Source organism: Dyella sp. AD56, from assembly GCF_002878475.1.
Classification (GTDB): Bacteria; Pseudomonadota; Gammaproteobacteria; order Xanthomonadales; family Rhodanobacteraceae; genus Dyella.
The window spans coordinates 38845-63766 of record NZ_NRDP01000002.1 but is presented as its reverse complement, the minus strand read 5'-3'; the positions used below and the strand labels follow the sequence as shown (position 1 = coordinate 63766).

Genomic DNA, 24922 nt, shown 5'->3' with positions numbered 1-24922 from the left:
TGGACGAAATGAGGTGTTCATGAGCGGCATGTTTGCCCACAACCTGCGACTGGGCGCGGCGAGTCTTCGGCGCAACGTCCTGCTGACGGCATTGATGATCATGTCGATCGGTTTTGGTGTCGCGGCGTCGATGGTGACGTTCGCCGTGTTCCGCGCGGTGTCGGGCGATCCGATACCGCAGAAATCGTCCAAGCTCTTCGTGCCACTGATCGACAACCGTGGGCCGCAGTACAACCGCCACGGCGAGCCACCGTCGGCGCTCAACTACACCGATGCCATTGCTCTGATGCGTGCACACAAGGCGGTGCGGCAAACCATGCTGTTCCCGGTCGGCCTTTCGGTGATGCCCGATGACCCGCATCGCATGCCGTTCAAGGCCGTCGGCTATGCCACCTATAGCGACTTCTTCACCATGTTCGACGTGCCGTTCCTGTACGGAAACGCGTGGGACAACAGTCAGGACGAATCACGCGAGGCGGTAATCGTGATCAGCCGCGCCCTCAACCAGAAGCTGTTTCGCGGCGCCAACAGCGTGGGGCGCCAGATCACGCTGGATGATCGCGAGTTTCGCATCGTGGGCGTGACCGACACGTGGGATCCCAAGCCACGCTTCTTCGACATTTTCGACGGCAACCTCTACGCGGACCCATCGCAGATCTATATCCCTTTCACCTATGCCATAGGGCAACGCATCGACACCTACGGCAACAACAATTGCGGTAGCGATGGCAAGCGCGGAGATAGCTGGGATGGCTGGCTGAGCGGTGAATGCGTGTGGATCAGCCCGTGGGTGCAACTGGATGATGCCGCGCAGGTACAGGCCTACCGGCAGTTCCTCGACGGTTACGCGCGCGAGCAGCGCGATGCGGGACGCTTCAACTGGGCGCCGAACAACCGCCTGCGTGACGTGCGCGAGTGGCTGGACTTCCAGCATGCCGTGCCGCCGGAAAGCCGCATTTCGCTATCGCTATCGCTGGGTTTTCTGGTGATCTGCCTGGTCAACACCATTGGCCTCCTGCTGGCCAAGTTCATGCGCCGCGCACCGGAGATCGGCGTGCGCCGGGCGCTCGGCGCCTCGCGTGCGGACATCTACCGCCAGTTTCTGGCGGAGGCGGCCATGGTTGGGCTGGCCGGCGGCGCGCTTGGGTTGGTGCTCACGGCGATAGGTATGTTTGGGTTGGGTCTGGTGTTCGAACCGCAGATTGCACGCCTGGCCCATTTGGATGTGTCGCTGATGCTGTTGACCTTGCTGGTGGCGATTGCCGCCACGGTTTTTGCGGCGTTCTACCCCACCTGGCGGGCCGCGCAAGTGCAGCCCGCCTGGCAACTGAAGTCCAACTAAGGGAGGAGCGGACATGCAGATCAAACCGATTCTCTCCGCACTGCGCCGCCACAAGGCGGGCACCTTTCTGATTGCCATGCAGATCGCGCTTACGTTGGCGATCGTCTGCAATGCGCTGTTTATCATTCACCAGCGCGTTGCACATCTGTCCGAGCCCACGGGCATCGATGAGCCGAATATCTTCGTCATCAAGAGCGAATGGGTGGGAGCACCGGACTCCGCGCGGCTCGATGCCATGATTCGCGAGGATCTGCAGGTGTTGCGGCAGGTGCCTGGCGTGCAGAATGTGACGCCCAGCAATTCGTACCCGTTGCGCGGTAGCGGCTGGGACGATTCGGTCAAGCTCAAGCCCGATCAATTGCAGGACAGCTCCGGGGCGACGATCTATTTCGGCGACCAGAACTTTATCGATACGCTGGGCCTGAAGCTGGTGGCCGGTCGCAATTTTCGCGCCGATGAAATCGGTCACATGGACCTGCGCTACAAGCTGGCACCGCCGGTGGTGATCGTGACCAAGGCACTCGCCCAGAAGCTTTTCCCGGGCGAGGACGCGGTGGGCAAAACCATCTATCTGATCGGTGGCCCGGGCACCATCGTGGGTGTGGTCGACCTACTGCAGGCACAAAGCGTCGAACGTTGGGCCTCGGACTTCGCCTATCGCTCGGTGATCATTCCCGAGCGACTGACTATTTCGCTGGGTACGTTCTACATCGTACGCACGCGGCCCGGGCAATTGGACGCGGCCATGCACGCGGCGGTCAAGGCGCTGTTCGCGCAAAACCCACGCCGTGTGATCAACGACGATGACGGTGTACTCAGCTTCAGCGAAGTGCGTGCGCGGGCTTATGAGAGCGATCGCGGCATGGCCATCCTGATGGGTGTGATCAGCCTGGTGCTGTTGGCGGTCACCGCGGCGGGCATCGTAGGCCTTACCAGTTTCTGGGTGGGCCAGCGCCGCAAACAGATCGGTGTGCGGCGTGCGCTCGGGGCCACCAGGCGAGACATCCTGCGCTACTTCATGGCCGAGAACCTGCTGATCAGCTGCGCTGGTGCGCTGGTCGGCGTGCTGCTCGCCATCGCCATGAACCTGTGGATGGTGACGCGTTTTGAAATGCATCGCCTGTCGCTGACCTATCTGGTCATCGGTGCGGTGATGCTGTTGTTGCTGGGGCAGGGCGCGGTACTTGCGCCGGCGTTGCGCGCATCGCGCGTGCCACCGGTAGAGGCCACGCGGTCGGTGTAATGGCGGGAACGGACGCAATAAGGGGATAACGATGTTTAGCTACTACCTTGATCTGGCACTGAGTAGCCTGAGGCGCAACAAGATGCTCACCGCGCTGATGGTGCTGGCCATTGCGCTGGGTATCGGGGCGAGCATGACGACGCTGACGGTGCTCCATGTGCTGTCGGGCGATCCGCTGCCGGGAACCAGCACCACGCTGTTCTATCCCCAGATAGATCCAAGGGACATGGACGGCTACGAAGAGGGCAAGCGCCCACCCGAGCAGGTCTCCTGGCCGGATGGCCAGAACCTGCTGCATGCCAAGCGTGCCGACCGTCAAGCGTTGATGACCGGCGGCTCCGTGGCGGTGCAGCCGGCGCAAGCCAACATGGATCCGTTCTTTAGCGATGCACGCTATACAACGAGCGATTTCTTCCCGATGTTCAAGGTGCCGTTCCTCTATGGACGCCCCTGGAGCGCGCAGGAGGATGACGCCAAGGCTCGCGTGGTGGTGATCACTCGCACGCTCAACCAGAAGCTGTTCGGTGGCAAGAACAGCGTAGGTGAGACGCTGCGCATCAAGGATGCGGCACTCCAGGTCATTGGCGTGCTCGACGATTGGCGACCCACGCCGCGCTTCTACGACCTGAACACGGGTAGCAACTACGGCACGACAGAAGATGTGTTCGTTCCGTTGAGCACCTCCCGCGATGCGCATTTCGCGCACGACGGTAGTACCGATTGCTGGGGTAGCGGCGGCGGCGACGACGATCACGCCGAAACCGCACCCTGCGTGTGGCTGCAGTATTGGGTGCAGTTGGATAGCCCGGCCAAGGTCGCTGCGTATCGTGAGTTCCTGGTGCATTACTCGCAGGAGCAGAAAACCTTGGGTCGCTTCCAGCGTCCGCCCAATGTGGAACTACCCAACTTGATGGAATGGATGGACGTCAACAAGGTGGTGCCGGGCGACGTGCGCCTGCAGACGTGGCTGGCGCTGGGCTTCCTGCTGGTGTGCCTGGTCAACACCGTGGGGCTGATGCTGGCCAAGTTTCTGCGCCGCGCCGGCGAGCTCGGCGTGCGGCGCGCGCTGGGTGCGTCCAAGCGCGAGGTATTCACGCAATTGCTGGTGGAGTCCGGTGTGATCGGTCTGGCGGGTGGCTCTTTCGGTCTGTTGCTGGCCTTTGTTGGGCTATGGCTGGTACGCAAACAGCCGTCCAGCTATGCGGCGCTCGCGCATATGAGCGTGGGCATGCTGCTGTTCACCTTTCTACTGGCGGTGGGCACAACCCTGCTCGCCGGCTTGCTTCCGGCCTGGCGTGCCTGCCAGATCACCCCTGCGCTGCAACTGAAGAGCCAATAAGGATCAGGTGATGGAAATTCTTCCCATTCTGTCGACCTTGCGTCGCCACAAGACCACTGCCTTCCTGGTGATCCTGGAGATCGCGCTGACCTGCGCCATCGTGTGCAACGCCGTCTTCATCATCAACCAGCGCATCGAGCGTATCCACATGCAAAGCGGTGTGGACGAACAGCACCTGCTGCACATCGCGTTGGCCAATATCGGAGCAAGCAAGGACGAGAAGGCCCGTAGCGAGGAAGATCTCGCCGCGCTACGGCAGATCCCCGGTGTCGTCTCGGTGGCATCGGTCAGCCAGGTGCCGTTCGGCAACTCCTCGTCCAATGCTTCGATCAAACTTGATCCCAAGCAGCGCATTGCTACGACCAATGCCACCAACTACTTCGGTGTGAACATCACCCAGACATTGGGTACGCAACTGATCGCCGGGCGCGAGTTGACGGCTGATGACTATATGGACATGGAAGACGTACTCAACGCGGTGGCTCGGCACGATCCCAAGGCCATACCCAAGACCGTGGTGATCACGCAAGCGCTGGCTCAACGCATGTGGCCCGGGCAATCGGCCGTGGGCAAGCAGCTCTTCATGTCTGACTACGGATTCACCGTGGTGGGTGTGGTGAAGGATCTTGTGCGGCCATCGATCTGGGATGACTCGATCGCGGGCTACAGCATGGTGTTGCCTATGCGTGTGTCCAACGGTGAGTACATTGTGCGAGTAGACGATCCGAAGAACCGCGAGCGCGTGCTGAAGACCGCCGTGGCCAAGCTCAAGGAGATCAACCCGCATCGTGTTGTGCTCAAGCAGCATCTGTTGAGCAATATGCGCGAGGACTTCTTTCAGAACGATAGGGCGATGGCTGGCCTCCTGGTGGGTGTGTGCATCGCACTGCTGGTGGTCACTGCATTGGGTATCGTGGGCCTGGGCAGTTTCTGGGTAGCCCAGCGTCGCCGGCAGATCGGTGTGCGCCGCGCGTTGGGCGCCACGCGCGTGAACATCCTCAACTACTTCCAGACAGAGAATTTCCTGTTGGCCACGATTGGCATCGCCGTGGGCATGGTGCTGGCCTACGGCATCAACTTGTTGCTGATGGTGCACTACGAGTTGCCGCGTCTACCCGGTATCTATTTCCCGGTGGGTGCGTTGTCGTTGTGGATTATCGGGCAGCTGGCGGTGCTCGGCCCCGCCATGCGGGCGGCCGCGGTGCCCCCCGTCGTGGCTACCCGCTCCGTCTAGGGCCAGGCGAATAGCGTCAGTAGGCTCTAACTGAACGGCCTCCCGTGCGGTTCGGCACGGGCGGGCGGGCGGACTGTGTGCAGAATAGGCGTATCTCAACCCGAGGGTGACCCCATGAAGATCGGACCGCGTATGTTGTTGGCGGGTGTGGTGATGTCGGCGGCGTGTGCCGTCACAGTGCAAGCCGCTACGACGGACGTACCCACCCGCGTGAAGGCGCTCAACGCCCTGCTCGCCGAGCAGTGGCAGCACACGCTGGAAACGCAGCCTGAGTTCGCCACGATCCTGGGCGACCTCCGCTACAACGATCGCTGGGCGGACAACTCCCCGGCCTTTGCCGACCGTGAGTACGCGGTGGACAAGGCGTTCCTGAAGCGCTTCCAGGCCATCGATACCACCGGCTTCTCGGAGGAGGACAAGCTCAACCAGCAGCTGATGGTGCGCAGGCTCACCGACGCACTGAAGGCGCACGAGCTGAAGGTGGATGAGATGCCGCTGGAACAGATGAGCGGCGTGCATCTGCAGTTGGCCGGCTTCGTCAGCTCCGTCCCATTCGACAATACCAAGGAATACGACGATTACCTCAAGCGTCTGCAGGCCGTACCGGCGCTGTTCGACCAGGCGACCGAAACCGCGCGCCTGGGCTTGAAGAACGGCATGATGCCGCCCAAGTATCTGCTTGAAAAAGTGGTCACCCAGATCGACAGCATCGGCAAGCCCGCTGGCATGGACAGCGTGTTTGCCGAGCCGCTGAAGCACTTCCCCAAGACGGTCTCTGCCGCTGATCAGAAGCGCCTGCACGACGCCATCCTCGCCGCTAGCGACCAGCAGGTACGCCCGGCTTTCGACAAGCTCGGTGCGTTCGTGAAGAACGACTATGCCCCGCACGGCCGCACCGAGCCCGGCGTGTGGCAGTTGCCCAACGGCAATGCGATCTATGCGTTCCAGGTGGAGCAGATGACCACCACCAAGGAAAGCCCGGAGCGCATCCACGAGATCGGCCTGTCCGAAGTGAAGCGCATCGAAGGCGAGATGACCGAGATTGCCAAGCAGCAGGGCTTCAAGGACCTGGCGAGCTTCCGCGAATCGCTCAAGACCAACCCGAAGGTGCATGCCACCTCGCGCGAGGACATCCTCAACCGCTATCGCGATTACCTCGCCGGCATGCAGCCGGAGCTGCCCAAGCAGTTCGGCTTGCTGCCGAAAACCAAGGTGGAAGTGGTGCCGGTGGAAGCGTTCCGCGAGAAGGAAGCGGCCGCTGCCGAATACCACCAGGGTACGCCGGACGGTTCGCGTCCGGGCCAGATCTTCGTCAATACCGGCGACTACCAGAACCGTAGCGTGCTGACGATCGAGTCGACGGCCTATCACGAAGGCATCCCGGGCCATCACATGCAGATCTCCATCGCGCAGACGCTGCAGGGTCTGCCGCCGTTCCGCCAGCAGGCCGGCTACAACGCCTACATTGAAGGCTGGGCTCTGTATGCCGAGCAGCTCGGCCATGAGCTGGGCTTCTACAAGGACCCGCTGTCGTACTACGGCCATCTCTCCGATGAACTGCTGCGCGCCGATCGCCTCGTGCTCGACACCGGCGTGCACTACAAGCATTGGACGCGCCAGCAGATGGTGGATTTCTTCCACGCGCATTCCAGCGAGGACGAGCCGGACGTGCAGGCCGAGACCGACCGTTACATCACGTGGCCGGGTCAGGCCCTGGCCTACAAGACGGGTCAGCTGAAGATCCTGGAGCTGCGCGCGCGTGCCAAGAAGGAATTGGGTGACAAGTTCGACATCCGTGCCTTCCACGATGAGATCCTCAATGGTGGCGCGCTGCCGCTGGACGTGCTGGAAGCTCGCACCGACGCGTGGATCGCGGCGGTGAAGGCAGGCAAGGCGCCGGCGCACCCGGCTGCCGGTTGATGTATGGCGCGCGCCGTCGAAGGCGGCGCGCGCTTCTGCGGGGAGGGATGACATGCGACGAGCGTTGAAGCACTTACTGCTGGTCGCTGGCCTGTTGCTGCCGGCGAGCCAGGCGCTGGCCTTGGATTGGTTCGCCTGGCAGTCCACCGATACCCTGCGCTGGCGCAGCGAGGGGCAGTACATGCATCTGGCGACGGAGAAGGGCGGTGGCGTCAGGGTGGTGAAAGAAACGCCGGTGGATCTCTGGGGTCTTTCCGCGGGCGACGTGATCCTCGAGGCCGATGGTAAACCGGTGGTGCACGTCGCCGATCTGGTCGCCACGCTGCGAGCCCACGGCGCCTCGCCCATGCCTTTGAAGGTGCATCGCAACGGCAGCGAACAACAAGTGATGCTCGCTGCTAAGGCCCGCGTCGACCTGCTGCACGAGGCTCCAGCGGCTCCACCACCGCCTCCGGCACCCCCCGCACCGCCAGCTCCGCCGGGCGGCTGAATCACCGACAGCGACGAATCGACAGAATGATGGCAACCTTTTGGCGTGGAGCTGCATCCACGTATACATGTGCAAGCGACGAATGCGAACCGTACTGATCATTGACGACAACCCGGCCGTGGGTGAAGCGCTGTCTTTGGCGCTTTCCCTGCATGAGATCCGCCCGCTCACCGCGCTCACGCCCGAACAAGGCTTGGCGATGCTCGAAACCGAGCGGGTGGACGTAGTGATCCAGGACATGAACTTCACGGCCGACACCACCTCGGGCGAGGAGGGCATCGCGCTGTTCCGCGATATCCGCCATCGCCATACCGACCTGCCGGTGATCCTGCTCACCGCTTGGACGCACCTGGAAACGGCAGTGGAACTGGTGAAGGCCGGCGCGGCGGACTATCTCGCCAAGCCCTGGGACGACGCCAAGCTGCTCACCACGGTGGAGAACCTGCTGGAGCTGTCCGAATCCACCCGCGAGGTGACGCGCACCCGCAACGAACGCCGCAAGCGCCGTGAAGACCTGCAGCGCCGCTATGACCTCAACGGCATCGTGTTCGCCTCCGAGGCGATGGCGCGCACGCTGGACTTGGCCTGCCAGGTGGCGCGCTCCGATGTACCCGTACTCATCACTGGCCCCAACGGCGCCGGCAAGGAGCGTATCGCCGCGATCGTGCATGCCAATTCGGGTGTGAAGCGCGGCCCGTTCGTTGCAGTGAACTGCGGCGCCTTGCCGGGTGAGCTGATCGAGGCCGAACTGTTCGGTGCCGATGCGGGCGCGTACACCGGCGCTAACAAAGCGCGCGAGGGCCGTTTCGAATTGGCCGATGGCGGCACGCTGTTCCTCGATGAGATCGGCAACCTGCCACTGTCGGGGCAGGTGAAGCTGCTGCGCGTGCTGGAAACTGGCCAGTTCGAGCGACTGGGTTCCGGCCGCACGCGCCATGTGAAGGTGCGTGTGCTGAGCGCGACCAATGCGGACCTGAAGGCGATGATCCGCGCAGGTGCCTTCCGCGAAGACTTGTACTACCGCCTCAACGTCATCGAGGTGAACCTGCCGTCGTTGTCCGACCGCGTGGACGACATCATGCCGTTGGCTGATTTTTTCCTCGACAGCCGCGCCGAACTGACCGATGCCGCACGCGATGCACTGCTGGGCTATGCGTGGCCCGGCAATGTGCGCGAGTTGAAGAACGCCATCGAGCGCGCTGCGCTGCTGGCCACCGATGGTCGCATCACGCCGGAGCTACTCAACCTACCGCAGTTGGCCGCTGCAGGTGCGCGCAATCTGGATGAACCCAGTCGTGAATCGGTAGAGGCTGCCCTGGATAAGGCCGGCGGCGTGGTCAGTCGTGCCGCCCAGTCGTTGGGGTTGTCGCGGCAGGCGTTGTATCGCCGTATGGAGCGTTACGGACTGGCCCAGGTGTAACGCGGCTGACGGCGTTGCCCTAGTGGTGAAGGCCGAGGATGATGTCAGGAGGGTCGATGGAGTCCGTCATGCGCTATCGCTACCTGCTTCTCGTCACCGCACTGCTGTGCGCCAACGCAACAGCGCAGAGCGTTGTGCCAGCCTCATCCAGTGATCACTGGGGCAAGCTCTCGCCTGCGCCGGCGAGCACCGTGGCGAGTGGTTATCGCGACACACTTAGCACGGCCGCTGGCGACGCGCAGCGTTTCAATTTCAACGAAGGTCCCGCTAAGGACAAGGCGCCGCCCGACCAGACGCCGATCCGCGTGATCATCAACAACGGCCACGGGCCGAATATCAATTGCGTGCCGATGGGGCCGGGTGGCGCGTGTCACTGACGGCCGTCGTTTGCGGGGGAGAGGTTTGATGTGGCTGGGCTTGCGTTCGCTCGAGTCGCGCATGGTGATGCTGCTTGGTTTTGCCGGTATCGCAGGCGCACTTATCTACGCTGGTGTGACGCAGTGGCCGTTGCCGCAGATTCTGGTATGGCTACGCCAGCTAGGCATCAACCTCGGAACGCCGGCGCATTTCGGGTTTTACGGCGGCATCCTCGTATCGATGGCCTTTCTGCTGCCCTTGTCGCTGTGGCTGGGCCATCGCGTGATATCGCCCATCACCAAGCTGTTGCGCGCGCTCGAAGGCGCCGTGGCCAGTTACCGCGACGGTGACTTCAGCTTTTCCATCGCGGCCACGCGCCGCGACGAACTGGGCGAGCTGATCCGCATGCACAACGCGCTGGGGCAGACCTTGCGCGAGCAGCGCCAGAACCTTGCACAGCGCGAGTTACTGCTGGATACGGTGGTGCAGAACACGCCCGTCGCGTTGGTGCTCACCGATGCCAGCGGACGAGTGACCTACGCCAACATCGCTTCGCGCCATCTCTTCAACGAGGGGCGCACCTTGCACGGTCTGGATTTCGGCGAGCTGCTCAGCGACAGCCCGGAAGCACTGCGTCGCGCGGTGGAAAGCGGCGAGGATGCGCTGCTGACCGTGGAGATGGACGGCGGTGAGGAAACCTTTCACCTATCGCAGCGCAGCTTCCGTTTGCAGGGGCGACCGCATCGTTTGCAGTTGTTCCGGCGCATGACGCGCGAACTGTCGCGACAGGAAGTCGCCACGTGGAAACGCGTGATCCGCGTGATCAGTCATGAGCTCAACAACTCGCTGGCGCCGATTTCCTCGCTGGCGCATTCCGGTGCGGAACTCGCGCGCCGGGGCGACACCGCGCGCCTGCCGGGCGTCTTCGCCACCATCGGTGAGCGCGCGCGGCATCTGCATGGTTTCATTGCCGGCTACGCCAGTTTCGCCAAGCTGCCCGCACCACAACCCAAGGCGATCGACTGGAAGCCGTTCCTGGACGGCTTGGCGTTGCACTGCAAATTCCGCCTGGGCAGCGCCTTGCCCGAGCAGCCCGGTTGGTTCGACACGGCGCAGATCGAGCAGGTATTGATCAACCTGGTGAAGAACGCACACGAATCGGGCAGCGCCGACGACGAAGTATCGCTGTCGGTCATGATCGTCGCCCGTGATGCGCGCATCGAGGTGGCCGACCGTGGCCCTGGCATGAGCGAGACGGTGCTGGCGCAGGCCCTGTTGCCGTTCTATTCCACCAAGCGATCCGGCACCGGGCTGGGTCTGGCGTTGGCGCGCGAGATTGTGGAAGCCCACGGCGGCCGCATTGCGCTCAACAACCGGGAGGATGGCGGCCTGCGGGTCAGCCTGTTGCTCCCGCTAGGGTCAAGATAACGCTCAATCAAATGGCTAAGAGCCTGTTTGTAGTCTCCGCGTGGCCCGCGCCGGGAGCTGTTTGCGCGCAGGACAAGGAAGAGCGAGGGAGTGTACGTCCGTACACGACTGAGTGATGACGCCGGCCTGCGCGCAAACAGACCCGGCCCAAAGGGTTGCTCTTGAGTGGCCAGCCAGCGACAGCGCGCGGCTTGACCTGCCCACCAGGCAGGCGCTGCGCCACGCGCCGCCGCTGGCTGGCCACTCAAGAGCAACGCGGGCTACGCGGAGACTACAAACAGGCTCTGAGACACTTTGTCGGCGCCGGGCTCGCCTATACTCGATCCCATCTTCATGGAATGGGAAGGCAGGCAATGGGCTCGATATTTGCTCTCGTATTGATCGCGGTCGCCGTGATTGTGGTCGCCAAGCTGGTGCGCATGGTGCCGCAGGGTTACGAATGGACGGTGGAGCGCTTCGGTCGCTATACGCGCACGCTCACACCGGGCCTGCATTTCCTCGTCCCCTTCATCTACAGCATCGGTCGCAAGATGAACATGATGGAGCAGGTGCTGGACGTGCCCTCGCAGGACGTCATCACCAAGGACAACGCCGTGGTGCGTGTCGACGGTGTGGTGTTCTATCAGGTGCTGGACGCAGCCAAAGCCGCCTATGAAGTGGCAAATCTCGAGCAGGCCGCGCTGGCGTTGGTGATGACCAACATCCGCACGGTGCTGGGCTCGATGGACCTGGATGAATCGCTGAGCCAGCGCGACGCCATCAACGCCAAGCTGCTTAACGTGGTGGATGAAGCCACCCATCCGTGGGGTGTCAAGGTCAATCGCATCGAGATCAAGGACATTGCGCCCCCGCGAGATCTGATTGATTCGATGGCGCGCCAGATGAAGGCCGAGCGCGAGAAGCGTGCAAACATTCTCGAAGCCGAAGGTTTTCGTCAGGCAGCCATTCTCAAGGCTGAAGGTGAAAAGCAGTCAGTGATTCTGGCGGCAGAGGGTGAGAAGGAAGCTGCTTTCCGCGCTGCTGAAGCCCGCGAGCGCTCGGCAGAAGCCGAAGCCAAGGCAACCACCATGGTGTCCGAATCGATCGCCAACGGTAACGTCAACGCGCTCAATTATTTCGTCGCCAACAAGTACGTCGAGGCGCTGAAGGAAATGGCGCACTCGCCCAACCAGAAGATGCTGCTGCTTCCGATGGAAACCACCGGCATCCTCGGTTCGCTGGCAGGCATTGCCGAGCTCGCCAAGGATTCGCTCAGCCAACAGCAGGCCAGCAACACGGGCCGCCGCACGCCACCGTCGATGAGCTGAGCGACGACCATGGAACAGATCGCCGTGCATTACCTGTGGTGGATCCTCGCGCTGGTGCTGATCGCCATCGAGGTGATCCTGCCCGGCTATTTCATGCTGTGGATCGGCATCGCCGCTGGCGTCACCGGGTTGGTGGTGCTGGTTGCGCCGGGTATGTCGTTGCTCGCGCAGGCGCTGGTGTTCGTGGTGCTCTCGTTTCTTTCCTGTGCGGCCTATTGGTACGGGCTGCGTCCGCGCCTGATGCGCAACGAGCCGGGTGATGCGCTGCTGAACCGACGTGGTGAGCAGAAGATCGGACAACGCTATGTGCTGGCTGAGCCTATCGTCCATGGGCGGGGCAAGGCGAAGGTGGGCGATAGTTTGTGGCTGGTGAGTGGGCCGGATTTGCCTGTCGGCAGTATGGTGGAGGTGGTGGGGGTGGATGGGACTACGTTGTTGGTGAGGGCGGCGGAGTAGGGGACCGTTCTTTGCTCCCTCTCCCCTTTTGGGGAGAGGGTTGGGGTGAGGGGCGGGTGCTCGCCGTATCGTTTCATCTCTAGCCGTCATCCCGGCGTAGGCCGGGATCCAGAGCCTCGGTGTTTGATTGTCGCGTTGTCGCGACCTGGCCGCCTACGCGGCGTGCGTTTCGCCCTCCTGCCGGAGGCCGAGTCACTTTTCTTTGCTTGCCCAAAGAAAAGTAACCCAAAGAAAGGGCCCCCGGATGAGGCGCCTTCCGGGCTGTCGCCCTCCAGGTGCGCGTGCGGGTTCCGGGCTTTTCGACGGGGCTCCTGCCCCGGCGAAAAGGAATCGGCATCCATGCCGATTCCCCTGCGGGCCTTTTCTCCACCCGCCCGCCGCCTCATACGGGGACCCGGTAGATCAAGAGCAGCAAGCAGACGGCTCGTGCAGCGGAGCTGCACATCGCATCACGATAGGTCGCGTTGCTTCTGCCAAGCGCACAAAGTCAAAGCAGAAGAGAAAAAGCGATGCCGTCACGCATCGAGTCCTCCACACCGGTAGGGAAGCGTAGCGAGGTCTGCTTTAAGTCCTTTCCGCATCCGTGCGATGTGCAGCTCCGCTGCACGAGCCTTCGGCTCGGCGCTTTTGACCGTCGGGCCCCCTGTGCGGCGGTGAGGGGTGGACGAGAAGGCCCGCAGGGGGATCGGCAGGGATGCCGATCCCTTTTCGCCAGGGCAGGAGCCCTGTCGAAAAGCCCGGCCACCCCTCACGAACTGGCCGGCTTCACCGGCCAGCGCCAAGTGGGGGTGCCGTTTCTTTGGGTTACTTTTCTTTGGGCAAGCAAAGAAAAGTGACTCGGCCTCCGGCAGGAGGTCGAAACGCCCGCTGCGCAGGCGGCCAGATCGCGGTATCGCTAAAACTATATGCCGAGGCTCTGGACCCCGGCCTTCGCCGGTGTGACGAAACAAACGGTAAGGCGAGCACCCACCCCTCACCCCAACCCTCTCCCCGAAGGGGAGAGGGAGCAGAACGAACGCCCACGTCGAGCAAACGACACGCACACCACCAACACAACCCCTATTCAGATGACAAACCCCAGACTCCTCCCCCTGACATAGCCGTCCAAATCAGTTTTACTACCGTCATGCCCCAGGCCAAGCCCACCACCACCCCATCGCCAGCGACCACCGTCGCCCGGACCACCACGCGATGAATCCGCCCCTCATCCTCACGCCACAGGCGATGGCGCCGCTCAACACCCGCATCGCGTTCCTGCTGGAGCTGGCGCGTCGTCTGCACCAGTACGGCACGGCGGCGCCGCGCCTGGAGGGGGCTATCGGCGGGGCGGCGCAACGATTGGGTTTGGTGGCGGACGTCTGGTCCAGTCCCACGGCCATCATCATCTCGTTCACCGACCTCACGCAGGGTGAGGACGAGGTGGCTCAGGTCACCCAGGTGATGCGTCTGGCGCCGGGCGACGTGAACCTGGCGCGGTTGAGCGACGCCGATGCTATCGCCGATAAGGTGATCGCGGGCGACATCGATCTGCGCGGAGGGTTTCGCCAGCTCCGCGAACTGGGGCGGCCGGACACGCGCCGCGCGCAGGCGGGCGTGATCGCGAGTTACGGCCTGGCGGCGGCGAGTGTTGTGGCGCTGCTGTTGCATAGCTCGTGGGCGGATCTCATCGCGGCGGCGGTGATCGGCCTCATCATCGGCACGATCACTGTGCTTTCTGCCACACGGCCTCGGCTGGCCGTGGCGAGTGAGGCCATCAGCGCGCTGGTCGCTACGACCATTGCTATCGTAGTCAGCCAGTTCGTGGTGCCGTTGGCGATCAAGTCAGTGATCCTGGCGGGATTGATCGTGCTCATGCCGGGCATGGCACTCACCACGGCGGTGCGCGAGATCTCCAGCCAGCATCTGGTGGCGGGCGTGGCACGCATGGGTGGTGCGATCGCGACGCTTATCAAACTCACCTTTGGTGCGGTGGCAGCGACCACGCTGTGTACGGCATTCGGCATCGAAGGCCGCGATTACGCGTTGCCGCCTTTGCCATCGTGGACGGATTATCCGGCGTTGATCCTGGGCGCTTTCGCCTTTGCCATTTCCTTCCGCGCGGCACGGCGCGACTGGCTGGTGGTCATGGCGGCGGTGGTGATCGGATATCTGGCGACGCGCTGGGGTGGTGCGTTGGCCGCCAAACTGCCGGCGGCGCCGTTCGGTGTGTTCCTGGGCGGATTGATCCTGAGCAGTCTTGCCAATCTGTATGCGCGTTTTGTGCACCGGCCGGGCGCCATCATTCGCGAGCCCGGCATCATCCTGCTGGTGCCGGGAAGTACAGGGTTTCGCAGCGTGTCGTATTTGCTCGAGCGGGACACCACGTTGGGCATGGACACCAGTTTGCTGCTGGTAACGCTGCTCATTGCGTTGGTGGCCGGATTGTTGTTCGGCGATCTGCTTATTGCGCCACGCCGTTCGTTGTAAAAATGCGAGGCCGCAAATAAAAATGCCGACCCTTGGGTCGGCATTTTTTTGTTTACAGGATGGACGATCAGATCGCCAGATCCTTTTCCTTTTTGCCGGCCTTCAGTGCGTCATTGAACCAGCGCGGACGCTTGCCGCGACCCGACCACATCTGCTCAGGATCAGCGGGATTGCGATACTTGGGAGCCACTGTGCCACCGCTGCGACGGGCCTTGCCGGCGCGTGCGCTGCCAAAAATATCTTCAACCGAAAAACCCTCGGCCTTGATCAATGCGTGGATTTTCTCGCGAAGCTTGGAAACCTTTTCCTTGCGCAATTCGTGCTGGCGAGTCTGCGCCTTGCTGATCAGGTCGTTGAGCTGATTATGGTTGAGGTTCTTGATATCAACTGCCATGCGTTACTCCCGGGGGTGAGTGTGGCTACTTGCACGGGCACCGCAACTTAGGGCAGTACCTCTTATGGTTTATTGATTTTTACCGATTCAACGTTTTGATGCAAAGCCGACATTGCCAGGAACGGGTAAAGCCATTTGTTTCATCTGATTCCAATAATGGGCCCTGTGGATTTATGTGGCGCCCATCCCCCTTTAGTTCGAATCATGACGCATGGCACATGACGATTAATCGATGGCCGACCGTTCGGTGGAAAATGTCTGGCGTCGGACCGTAAATGACTGCGATAGGCCAATGGAACCGGGCTGAAAATGTCAGCGCCGGACAATAAAGAAAAACGGCCGCTTGCGCGGCCGTTTTTTATGACAACTGATCCTGCATTAACCGAGCAGTGCGAACAGCTCGTCTTGCGTGACGGCCCGGGCTTCGGCCTCGTTGCGGGCACGGTATTCCAGCGTACCGGCGGCGAGGCCGCGCTCGCTGACGACCACGCGATGTGGAATGCCGATCAGTTCCATATCCGCGAACATGGCGCCTGGGCGCAGGCCACGGTCGTCTAGCACCACGTCGATGCCGCGGGCCTGCAGCGCCTTGTAGAGCGACTCGGCGGCCTGACTGATCTCGGGCACGTTCTTGGGATTGATCACGCACACAGCCGCGCGCCAGGGGGCCATCGGCTCGGGCCAGATGATGCCGGCGTCATCGTGGCGCTGTTCGATGGCGGCCGCCACGATGCGACTGACGCCGATGCCGTAGCAGCCCATCAGCATTACCTGGGCCTTGCCGTTCTCATCCAGCACGGTGGCCTTGAGTGCCTCGGCGTACTTGCTGCCGAGCTGGAACACGTGACCCACCTCAATACCGCGCGCGATCTGCAGGGTGCCCTTGCCATCCGGCGAAGGGTCGCCAGCGACGACCTTGCGGATGTCTTCCACACGGGTCACGCGGGCGTCGCGATCCCAGTTGGCGCCGGTGTAGTGGGTGCCGTCCTGGTTGCCGCCGCAGACGAAATCGGCCAACACGGCCGCGCTGCGATCGATGATGACGGGGATGTTCGCCGGCAGCCCAGCCGGCCCGATGAAGCCGGGGCGGGCACCGGTAGCGGCGAGGATTTCCTCCTCGGAGGCCAGCACGGAATCACCCGGCATCTCAGCCAGCTTGCCGGCCTTCACCTCGTTGATCTCGTGGTCGCCGCGCACGCACAGCGCGACGAGGCCTTCGGTGCCGCGCACCAGGATGGTCTTCACGCACTGCTGCGGCGTGACCTTCAGGAAGGCGGCGACGTCCTCGATGGTCTTCTGCGTGGGTGTATCCACGCGCTGGAGTCCGGCGGACGCGGCGGCGCGCTCGGCGGTGGGTGCCAGCGCCTCGGCCTTCTCGATGTTGGCGGCGTAGTCGGAGCCGTCGGAGAAGATCAGTGCGTCTTCGCCCGAATCGGCCAGTACCTGGAATTCGTGGCTGGCGTTGCCGCCGATGGCGCCGGTGTCGGCCTGCACAGCGCGGAACGTCAGGCCCAGGCGGGTGAAGATGCGTGTGTACGCCTGGTACATGGCGTCATAGGTTTCAGCCAGCGATTCCTGGGAGAGATGGAAGGAGTAGGCGTCCTTCATCAGGAACTCGCGCGCGCGCATCACGCCGAAGCGCGGGCGGATCTCGTCGCGGAACTTGGTCTGGATCTGGTAGAAGTTGACCGGCAGCTGCTTGTAGCTCTTCAGCTCGTTGCGCGCGAAGTCGGTGATCACTTCCTCGGCCGTGGGCGCGTAGCAGAACTCCTGCTCCTTGCGGTCCTTGATCTTCAGCAGCTGCGGGCCGAATTTCGCCCAGCGACCGCTTTCCTCCCACAGCTCTTTGGGCTGGATGGTCGGCATGAGCAGTTCGACCGCGCCGGCGCGGTCCATTTCCTCACGGACGACGGCCTCCACCTTGCGCAGCACGCGCAGGCCCAACGGCGACCAGGTGTACAGGCCGGAGGCCAGCTTGCGGATCATGCCGGTGCGCAGCATCAGGCGATGGCTGGTGATTTCGGCGTCGGCAGGGACTTCCTTGACGGTGGCCAGGTGGAATTGGCTGAGGCGCATGCGAACGGATCCGGCGGAGAAAGAGGGCGATTATAGCGGCCCGCGACACGTGACTTGGCTGACCGTGCCAGTTTCCGTGCGCTTGCGCCGCCGGGATGCGCTTAGGTGCCCGAGCAATACTGCTGGTACTGCGCCTGGGAGGTGGCCTGCTGCTGTTGGCGCTGGTCGGCGTTGATAACCTTCTGCTGGCCACCTTCTTCCATGATCACGGGGCCGCTGCCCTTGAGCGTGTCCATGTTGGCTTTGAGCGTGGTGCACAGCTTTGCGCGGTTTTCCGGGGTGTCGGCCATCGGCTGCTGGGGCGTTGCCGGCTTGGCGGCATCACTGGACGGTTCCGTGCTGGCAGTCTGGGCCGGCGGTGCGGCCAGTGGTTCCACCGAGCCACTGGTGGTGACCTTGTTGTACTTGGTGCCCTGCGGCGGCGGTGCATCGGAGTAGTGCACGGTGCCGTTGGCGTCCTTCCACTTGTATGCCTGGGCGGCGACCAGGGGCGCAACGAGCAGCAGCGCAGTGGCAATCATCAGGCGACGCATGGTGGACTCCGGGGCGTAAGGCAGGTTAAAGAAAGTGGGCTCGCTCCGGCGGCGTTTCCGGGCATATCCCGGTGGACCGGCGAGGCCGGCGACGCCCTCCTGCGAGGCCGTAGCATCGTTGCACCCCCTCCAGCCGGACTCAAGCGGGGGATGGTTTACACTGCGCGTATTCCGTCACGGATTGATTCATGAGCGACAGTACGCCCGCCAGCCCCCCGCGCCATCGGGGGATTTATCTGCTGCCGAACCTGATCACGACCGGTGCGATGTTCGCCGGGTTCTACGCGATCGTGACGAGCATCGGCGGGGATTTCAGCTCGGCGGCTATCGCCGTGTTCGTGGCAGCCCTGCTGGACGGTATGGACGGTCGCGTGGCTCGCCTGACCAACACCCAGAGCGAGTTCGGTGTGCAGTACGACTCGCTGTCGGACCTGATCAGCTTTGGCTTGGCGCCGTCGCTGGTGATGTACACCTGGTCGCTATCGGCGCTGAAGGACTACGGCCCCACCTGGGGCAAGATCGGCTGGGCCGCCGCCTTTATTTACGCAGCCTGCGCGGCCTTGCGGCTGGCGCGCTTCAACACCCAGGTCGGCGTGATCGACAAGCGCTATTTCCAGGGGTTGGCGAGCCCGGCGGGAGCGGCCGTGTGCATGTCCTTTGTGTGGAGCATGGATAAGTTCGGCGTGATCGGTGCGGAGGTGTGCTTCGTCACCCCGGTGATCGCTGTGTTGGTGGGCCTGCTCATGGTCAGTAATTTTCGCTACTACAGCTTCAAATCGCTGCCGATGGGCGACCGTGTGCCGTTCTTGTGGGTACTGATCGGCGTGCTGGTGCTGGTGCCGTTCTTCATTGACCCACCGCGTGTGCTGTTCGTCGTGTTCACCCTGTACTTGCTGTCTGGCCCTGCGATGACGGTGTGGGGACGCGCCACGCGTCGCCGGCGTCGGGGAGTCGTCTGATGGCCGGGTTTGCACCCACTTCCTTGCCGCATCGCGAGCGTGTGTTGCGCGCGCTGGGCGTCACGCCGTGGGTGCGTCGCGTGGCGGCCGCAGAGTCGGCGGCTGTGGACGTCTCCGCAGTCGACGCCATGTCTGCGGTGATGACAGGTGATTGCGTGGTGGTGTTGCCCGCTGGCTGCTCGCCGCGGGAGCTCGATCTGGTGGGGCGTGCGCTGATGGCCTGCGGCGCCGCGGTGGCCAGGGCGCCGCGCATCGAAGTGACTGAGGGTCAACTGGCTAACCCGCCCGAGGCCCGTGCGTATCTCGTCTTCGGTGAGGCGCAGGCGCGGGCGCTGGGGCGCGAATTGCCGGCGGCTACCGTGAGCCGCGCCCATATCGTGCTGGCCGATGAGCCCGCTGGCGTACTGACCTCAGGCGCCGGCAAGCGTAGGCTCTGGAACGCGCTGCGCAGCCTGCGTCGCGCGCTGGCCTCGTCTGCGGAGTAGTCCTGCATGGTCGCTGTGGCCCGTCCTCACGCCGAAATCCGCGCCATGCGTCGCGACGACGTGCCGATCGTGGCGGCGATGGAGGCATCTTCGTACGATTTCCCGTGGACAGCGGGCATCTTCAATGACTGCCTGAAGGCCGGTCACCCGAGCTGGGTGATGTGGGTGGACGGTGTGATTGCCGGTTATGGCGTGCTGTCGGTGGCCGCTGATGAAGCGCACGTCCTCAACGTCTGTGTCGGTCCCGATCACCGGGGGCTCGGGCTCGGGCGATTCCTGTTCCGGCGCTTGCTGGACATCGCCCGTTGGAATGGCGCGGGCAGGGTGTTCCTTGAGGTGCGGCCGTCCAATCCGGTGGCGCAGGCCATGTATCGCTCGATCGGTTTCGAGGAGATCGGGCGCAGGCCGAAGTACTACCCGGCCAAGGAAGGACGCGAAGACGCCATCGTGATGGCACTGGATTTGTCCCCGGCGCCGTGAACCTGACGCGCCGCCGTGGCGCGGCGCCATCGTTCGCCGCATCGCTGGTAGAAAAGTATCTGTCCGTGAAGCGGCATGGGTTGTCGCAAACAGAGCGCGAGATGCGAGCGCCCGGTTGCGCGATCGACGCTGGATGCCCCTCGCCCTAATCCTGGTGGATTAGAGCGAGGAACATACATTCGCGTCGAGCGTCGCGACGTTAGTTTCAGCCCAGCTTCTGCGCCTGTTCGCGCAGTGCGTTGGCCTGCGTGGTCCAGTCGGTGATGCGCTGGCGTTCCTGCGCAACCACTTCCTCCGGTGCGTTGGCGACGAAGTTGGCGTTGCCCAGCTTGCCTTCGCACTTCTTGATCTCGCCTTCGATGCGGGCGATTTCCTTCGAGAGGCGGGCTTTTTCTGCACCAAGATCGATCAGGCCGGCGAGCGGGATCAGCACACGCATCGAACCGACCACTGCAGCGGCAGCTGCGGGTTCGTCCTTGCCCGATTCGATCCAGTGCGGTGCGTCGACACGAGCCAGAAAGCTGATGTTCGCCGTGTTTGCAGCGGCGCGAGTGCGGTCTGCACCATCGCCATCGGCGAGCAGCACAGGGAGCACTTTGCCCGGTGGGATGTTCATCTCCGCACGGATACGGCGGATGCCGCTGAGCACGTTCTTGAACCATTCGATCTCGGCGGTGGCGGCTTCGTCGGCCACGATCTCGTCCGCCTTCGGCCACGGGCGCTCCATCAGGAACTTGGCGTCGAGGCCGAGCTTCGGCGCCACCGAATGCCAGATCTCCTCGCTGATGAAGGGCACGATGGGGTGCAGCGCGCGCAGGATGGTTTCCAGAACCACCACCAGTGTGTGGCGCGTGGAGGCTGCAGCGGTGGCATCGTCGCCGTTCAACGCGGGCTTGGACAATTCCAGGAACCAGTCGCAGAACTCGTTCCAGGTGAACTCATAGAGTTCCTGCGCCAGCAGGTCGAAGCGATAGTTAGCGAAGTGCTGTTCGACATCGGTGAGCGTCTGCTTCAGGCGCGTAAGGATCCAGCGCTCCGCCTTCGTCACCGGTCCATTCGCCGGTGCGGCGAGCTCGCCTTCTGGCATGTTCATCAGCACGAAGCGCGCGGCGTTCCACAGCTTGTTGCAGAACGCCTTGTAGCCTTCGGCACGCTTGATGTCGAAGTTGATGGTGCGGCTGTAGCTGGCCAGCGCGGCGAAAGTGAAACGCAGCGCGTCGGTGCCGATGGACGGGATGCCGGCCGGGTAGTCCTTGCGGATGCGCTTTTCCACCTTCTCGCGCACTTGCGGAATCAGCAGCGACTTCGTCGACTTGGCGACCAGCGGCTCCAGCTCGATGCCGTCGATGAGATCGAGCGGGTCGAGCGTGTTGCCCTTGGATTTGGACATCTTCTGGCCTTCCGCATCACGCACGATGGCATTGATGTAGACATGGCGGAACGGCACGCGACCGGTGAAGTACTTGGTCGCCATCACCATGCGCGCGACCCAGAAGAAGATGATGTCAAAACCCGTCACCAGCACGGCGCTGGGCAGGAACACGTTGTCCGTGTCCCAGTTCGCCACGACGTTGCCGTGCTCGTCCTTCACCGGGCCGTCCATCGGCCAGCCCAGGGTGGAGAACGGCCACAGCGCGGAGCTGAACCACGTATCGAGCACGTCGTCGTCCTGGCGCAGCGCGCCGACGGGCGGAGTGGTGGCATGTGCGCGTGCGTCGGCCTCGTCTTCGCCGACGAAGATGTTGCCCGCTTCGTCGTACCACGCAGGGATGCGGTGGCCCCACCACAGCTGGCGGCTGATGCACCAGTCCTGGATGTTGTCCAGCCACTGCGTGTACGTGGTGCTCCAGTTTTCCGGCACGAACTTCACTTCACCCGAGCGCACGGCGTCGAGCGCCGGCTCGGTGATTTCCTTGCGGCCCTTCTCGCTGGTGAGGTCGAGGAACCACTGGTCGGTGAGCATCGGCTCGATCACGGCATCCGAGCGCTGGCTCACCGGCACCTGCAGCTTGTGCGGCTTGGTTTCCACCAACAGGCCTTCCGCTTCCAGGTCCGCGAGCACGGCTTTGCGTGCTTCGTAGCGGTCCATGCCGCGGTACTTCTCCGGCCCGTTTTCATTGACCTTCGCGTCAAGCGTGAAGATGTTGATCGGCGTCAGGTTGTGGCGCTGACCGACGGCGTAGTCGTTGAAGTCGTGCGCAGGCGTGATCTTGACGAAGCCGGTGCCAAATTCGCGATCGACGTAGTCGTCGGCGATCACCGGAATCTCACGGCCGCTCAGCGGCAAGCGCAACGTCTTGCCGACGAGGTGCGTATAACGCTCGTCTTCCGGATTCACGGCGACGGCGACGTCACCCAGCATGGTTTCCGGACGCGTGGTGGCGACCACAACGCTGTCCTTGCCGTCTGCTGTGTAGTAGCGGATGGACCACATATGGCCATCACGCTCGACATTGTTCACTTCCAGGTCCGAGACCGCCGTGCCCAGTGCCGGATCCCAATTCACCAGGCGGTTGCCACGGTAGATCAGGCCCGCGCGGAACCAGTCGACGAACACCTTGCGCACCGCGGCCGACAGACCCGGATCCATGGTGAAGCGCTCGCGCGACCAGTCGGCAGCGACGCCGAGTCGACGCATCTGGTTGGTGATGGTGGAGCCGGACTCTTCCTTCCACTGCCACACGCGCTCGATAAAGGCTTCGCGGCCCAGGTCATGGCGCGTCTTGTTCTCTACCGCGAGCTGGTTCTCCACGATCTTCTGCGTGGCGATGCCGGCGTGGTCCGTGCCTACCTGCCACAACGTGTTCATGCCACGCATGCGCTGGTAGCGGATCAGCATGTCCATCACGGTCTGCTGGAACGCATGGCCCATGTGCAGGGTGCCAGTGACGTTCGGCGGCGGCAGCAGGATGCAGTACGGCTCGCCCTGGCCGGTCGGCTTGAAGTCGCCGCTGGCTTCCCAGGCGGCATACCACTTCGATTCGATCTGGCCGGGCTCGAAACTCTTGTCCATCAGGGGCTCGCGATTGCGCGCCGAGGCTGGCGCGTGGGGATTGACGTTAAAGGGTCGATTGTACGGGTGGGGGCGCTGGGGTGCCATTTTTGGCTGGCGGCCGGGCTTGCGTCGCCGTTGCTCCCTCTCCCCTCCGGGGAGAGGGTTGGGGTGAGGGGTCAATCTAGCCTTACCGTTTTATCGTCGCCGTCATCCCTGCGAATCCCACAAAAGGGGCAAGGGCAGGGAGCGCTTTGCAACAGCCGAATGGCTGGTCATCCAGCAGTGACTTTGCGCTTGGTTATCGCGCTACGGCGACCTGGCTCGCCTGCGGCGGGCTTCCGACCTCCTGCCGGAGGCCGGGTCACTTTTCTTTGCTTGCCCAAAGAAAAGTAACCCAAAGAAAGGGCACCCCCACTTGGCGCTGGCCGGCTATGCCGGCCAGTTCGTGAGGGGCGGCCGGGCTTTTCGACTGGGCTCCTGCCCCGGCGAAAAGGGATCGGCATCCATGCCGATCCCCCTGCGGGCCTTCTCGTCCACCCCTCACCGCCGCACAGGGGGCCCGAAGGTCAAAGGCGCCGAGCCGAAGGCTCGTGCAGCAACGCTGCACATCGCCCCTTGAGAAGCATTCGCGGCTCAGCCCCGCAGCTTCCGCCCATAAGCGTGAACCTCATCCACCAGCACCTTCACATGCTCCGGATTCACTTCCGGCGTAATGCCGTGGCCCAGGTTGAACACATGCCCAGGATGGTTGCCGTAGCTGTCCAGTACGCGGCGCACCTCGCGGCGGATCACTTCCGGATCGGCCAGCAGGATGGCGGGGTCCAGGTTGCCCTGCAGCGCCACACGGCCAGCCACGGCCTGACGGGCGTCGGCAAGGTCGATGGTCCAATCCACGCCCAAGGCGGCGCAGCCGGTGTCGGCCATGGCCGACAAGTGCCGACCGGCGCCCTTGGAGAACAGGATCACGGGCAGTTCGCGGCTGGCCGGGTGGGCCTTGAGTGCTTCGACTACCTGGGCCATGTAGCGCAGCGAAAACTCGCGGAACGGCGCGGGGCCGAGCAGGCCACCCCAGGTATCAAACACCATCAGCGCCTGCGCGCCGGCCTCGGCCTGGGCGATCAGGTACGCAGTGACGGCCTGGGCCAGCGTGTCGAGCAGGCGGTGGGCGAGGGCGGGCTCGCTCCAGCACATGGCTTTGAGGCGGGCGAAATCGCGTGAGCCCTGGCCTTCCACCATGTAGCAGGCCAGCGTCCAGGGGCTGCCGGAGAAGCCGATCAGCGGCACACGGCCATGCAGCTCGCGGCGGATCAGGCGCACAGCGTCCATCACATAACGCAGCTCGCCTTCCATGTCCGGCACGCCGAGTTTCTCGATGTCGGCCTTCGTGCGCACCGGATGCGCGAACTGCGGGCCTTCGCCCTGGGCAAAGCTCAGCCCCAGGCCCATCGCGTCGGGAATGGTCAGGATGTCCGAGAACAGGATGGCTGCATCCAGCTCGAAGCGCTCCAGCGGCTGCAGCGTCACCTCGCAGGCCAGCTCCGGATTTTGCGCCAGCGCCATGAAGCTGCCGGCGCGAGCCCGGGTGGCGCGATACTCCGGCAGGTAGCGGCCGGCTTGGCGCATGACCCACACGGGCGTGGTGTCGGTGGCCTCCCGGCGCAATGCGCGCAGGAAGCGGTCGTTCTTCAGGGCATCACTCATTTCAGGATCCGTAAGGGCCGTCCTGGCCCTGGCTGAACATCACGCGGAAGCCGCGCTTGAGTTGCGCGTCGCGCGCTTTTTCGAACGCGGCGAGTGCATCGTCGCGCTCCAGAAACTGCTCGCGCTTGAGCGTGGCCTTACCGCCTTGCACACCCGATTCGCGATACAGCGTCCAGCCACCCAGCAGATCCTGCTCCAGCACGATCTGGACGTAGCGCGGCGCCTCGGCGGTGGCGGACATGGCTTGCAGGTAGAGGCGCATGGAGTCGGGTTCGAGGAAAAAGGGCGGTAGGCCGC

At 63.4% G+C, this 24922-nt stretch carries 21 protein-coding genes; 15 read left to right on the top strand and 6 right to left on the bottom strand.

Annotated features, from left to right (window positions below):
* The first annotated feature begins 28 nt into the window (after positions 1-28).
* The 12 genes from DyAD56_RS02450 (at position 29) to DyAD56_RS02395 (ending at position 15002) form a co-directional block, all read left to right on the top strand.
* A complete protein-coding gene (locus DyAD56_RS02450) occupies positions 29-1342 on the top strand; it encodes an ABC transporter permease (protein ID WP_102301198.1) in 1314 nt (437 codons plus the stop codon).
* 13 nt (positions 1343-1355) lie between these two features.
* The gene (locus DyAD56_RS02445) at positions 1356-2585 is read left to right on the top strand and encodes an ABC transporter permease (RefSeq protein ID WP_102301171.1); all 1230 of its coding nucleotides are present in this window, start codon (positions 1356-1358) and stop codon (positions 2583-2585) included.
* Positions 2586-2616: 31 nt separating this feature from the next.
* Entirely contained in the window at positions 2617-3924 is a 1308-nt protein-coding gene (locus DyAD56_RS02440; RefSeq protein ID WP_102301170.1) for an ABC transporter permease, read from the top strand.
* A 10-nt stretch (positions 3925-3934) separates the two neighbouring features.
* Positions 3935-5158, top strand: coding sequence for an FtsX-like permease family protein (locus DyAD56_RS02435; RefSeq protein WP_102301169.1), 1224 nt, complete (start codon positions 3935-3937; stop codon positions 5156-5158).
* Positions 5159-5272: 114 nt separating this feature from the next.
* Positions 5273-7078 carry a DUF885 family protein gene (locus DyAD56_RS02430; protein WP_102301168.1) on the top strand — a complete coding sequence of 602 codons (1806 nt, stop codon included), beginning with the start codon at positions 5273-5275 and terminating at the stop codon, positions 7076-7078.
* A gap of 52 nt (positions 7079-7130) precedes the next feature.
* Positions 7131-7568 carry a PDZ domain-containing protein gene (locus DyAD56_RS02425; RefSeq protein WP_102301167.1) on the top strand — a complete coding sequence of 146 codons (438 nt, stop codon included), beginning with the start codon at positions 7131-7133 and terminating at the stop codon, positions 7566-7568.
* A gap of 82 nt (positions 7569-7650) precedes the next feature.
* Positions 7651-8988 carry a sigma-54 dependent transcriptional regulator gene (locus tag DyAD56_RS02420; protein WP_102301166.1) on the top strand — a complete coding sequence of 446 codons (1338 nt, stop codon included), beginning with the start codon at positions 7651-7653 and terminating at the stop codon, positions 8986-8988.
* Between the two features lie 68 nt (positions 8989-9056).
* Positions 9057-9365: a hypothetical protein gene (locus DyAD56_RS02415; RefSeq protein ID WP_146010418.1), complete on the top strand. Its 309-nt coding sequence runs from the start codon at positions 9057-9059 to the stop codon at positions 9363-9365.
* Positions 9366-9393: 28 nt separating this feature from the next.
* Positions 9394-10773 (top strand): ATP-binding protein, encoded by a 1380-nt coding sequence (locus DyAD56_RS02410; protein ID WP_102301164.1) that lies wholly within the window; start codon positions 9394-9396, stop codon positions 10771-10773.
* Between the two features lie 353 nt (positions 10774-11126).
* Entirely contained in the window at positions 11127-12080 is a 954-nt protein-coding gene (locus tag DyAD56_RS02405; protein WP_102301163.1) for an SPFH domain-containing protein, read from the top strand.
* Positions 12081-12089: 9 nt separating this feature from the next.
* Positions 12090-12536, top strand: a complete 447-nt coding sequence (locus tag DyAD56_RS02400) for an NfeD family protein (protein ID WP_102301162.1) — start codon at positions 12090-12092, stop codon at positions 12534-12536.
* A 1191-nt stretch (positions 12537-13727) separates the two neighbouring features.
* On the top strand, positions 13728-15002 hold the full coding sequence (locus DyAD56_RS02395; RefSeq protein WP_102301161.1) for a threonine/serine exporter family protein: 1275 nt from the start codon (positions 13728-13730) through the stop codon (positions 15000-15002).
* A 67-nt stretch (positions 15003-15069) separates the two neighbouring features.
* Here DyAD56_RS02395 and DyAD56_RS02390 read toward each other — a convergent pair whose 3' ends face one another.
* From DyAD56_RS02390 to DyAD56_RS02380, 3 genes are all read right to left on the bottom strand, one after another.
* Entirely contained in the window at positions 15070-15396 is a 327-nt protein-coding gene (locus DyAD56_RS02390; protein ID WP_102301160.1) for an H-NS histone family protein, read from the bottom strand.
* 378 nt (positions 15397-15774) lie between these two features.
* Positions 15775-17472 (bottom strand): proline--tRNA ligase, encoded by a 1698-nt coding sequence (locus tag DyAD56_RS02385; protein ID WP_102301159.1) that lies wholly within the window; start codon positions 17470-17472, stop codon positions 15775-15777.
* A gap of 101 nt (positions 17473-17573) precedes the next feature.
* Positions 17574-18005 (bottom strand): DUF4124 domain-containing protein, encoded by a 432-nt coding sequence (locus DyAD56_RS02380; RefSeq protein WP_102301158.1) that lies wholly within the window; start codon positions 18003-18005, stop codon positions 17574-17576.
* Positions 18006-18193: 188 nt separating this feature from the next.
* Between DyAD56_RS02380 and pssA the strand changes: the two genes are divergently transcribed.
* From pssA to rimI, 3 genes are read left to right on the top strand one after another with little or no spacing between them, the layout of a single operon-like run.
* Positions 18194-18964, top strand: a complete 771-nt coding sequence (pssA, locus tag DyAD56_RS02375) for a CDP-diacylglycerol--serine O-phosphatidyltransferase (RefSeq protein ID WP_102301157.1) — start codon at positions 18194-18196, stop codon at positions 18962-18964.
* Entirely contained in the window at positions 18964-19449 is a 486-nt protein-coding gene (locus DyAD56_RS02370; RefSeq protein ID WP_102301156.1) for a hypothetical protein, read from the top strand. Before pssA ends, DyAD56_RS02370 begins: the two co-directional genes overlap by 1 nt.
* A 6-nt stretch (positions 19450-19455) precedes the next feature.
* Positions 19456-19929: a ribosomal protein S18-alanine N-acetyltransferase gene (gene rimI / locus DyAD56_RS02365; RefSeq protein WP_102301155.1), complete on the top strand. Its 474-nt coding sequence runs from the start codon at positions 19456-19458 to the stop codon at positions 19927-19929.
* A gap of 205 nt (positions 19930-20134) precedes the next feature.
* Here the strand turns inward: rimI and DyAD56_RS02360 are convergent, their stop codons facing one another.
* From DyAD56_RS02360 to DyAD56_RS02350, 3 genes are all read right to left on the bottom strand, one after another.
* A complete protein-coding gene (locus tag DyAD56_RS02360) occupies positions 20135-22942 on the bottom strand; it encodes a valine--tRNA ligase (protein WP_102301154.1) in 2808 nt (935 codons plus the stop codon).
* 615 nt (positions 22943-23557) lie between these two features.
* On the bottom strand, positions 23558-24625 hold the full coding sequence (hemE, locus tag DyAD56_RS02355) for a uroporphyrinogen decarboxylase (RefSeq protein ID WP_102301153.1): 1068 nt from the start codon (positions 24623-24625) through the stop codon (positions 23558-23560).
* 1 nt (position 24626) lies between these two features.
* The gene (locus tag DyAD56_RS02350; protein WP_102301152.1) at positions 24627-24887 is read right to left on the bottom strand and encodes a WGR domain-containing protein; all 261 of its coding nucleotides are present in this window, start codon (positions 24885-24887) and stop codon (positions 24627-24629) included.
* Positions 24888-24922 lie beyond the last annotated feature (35 nt).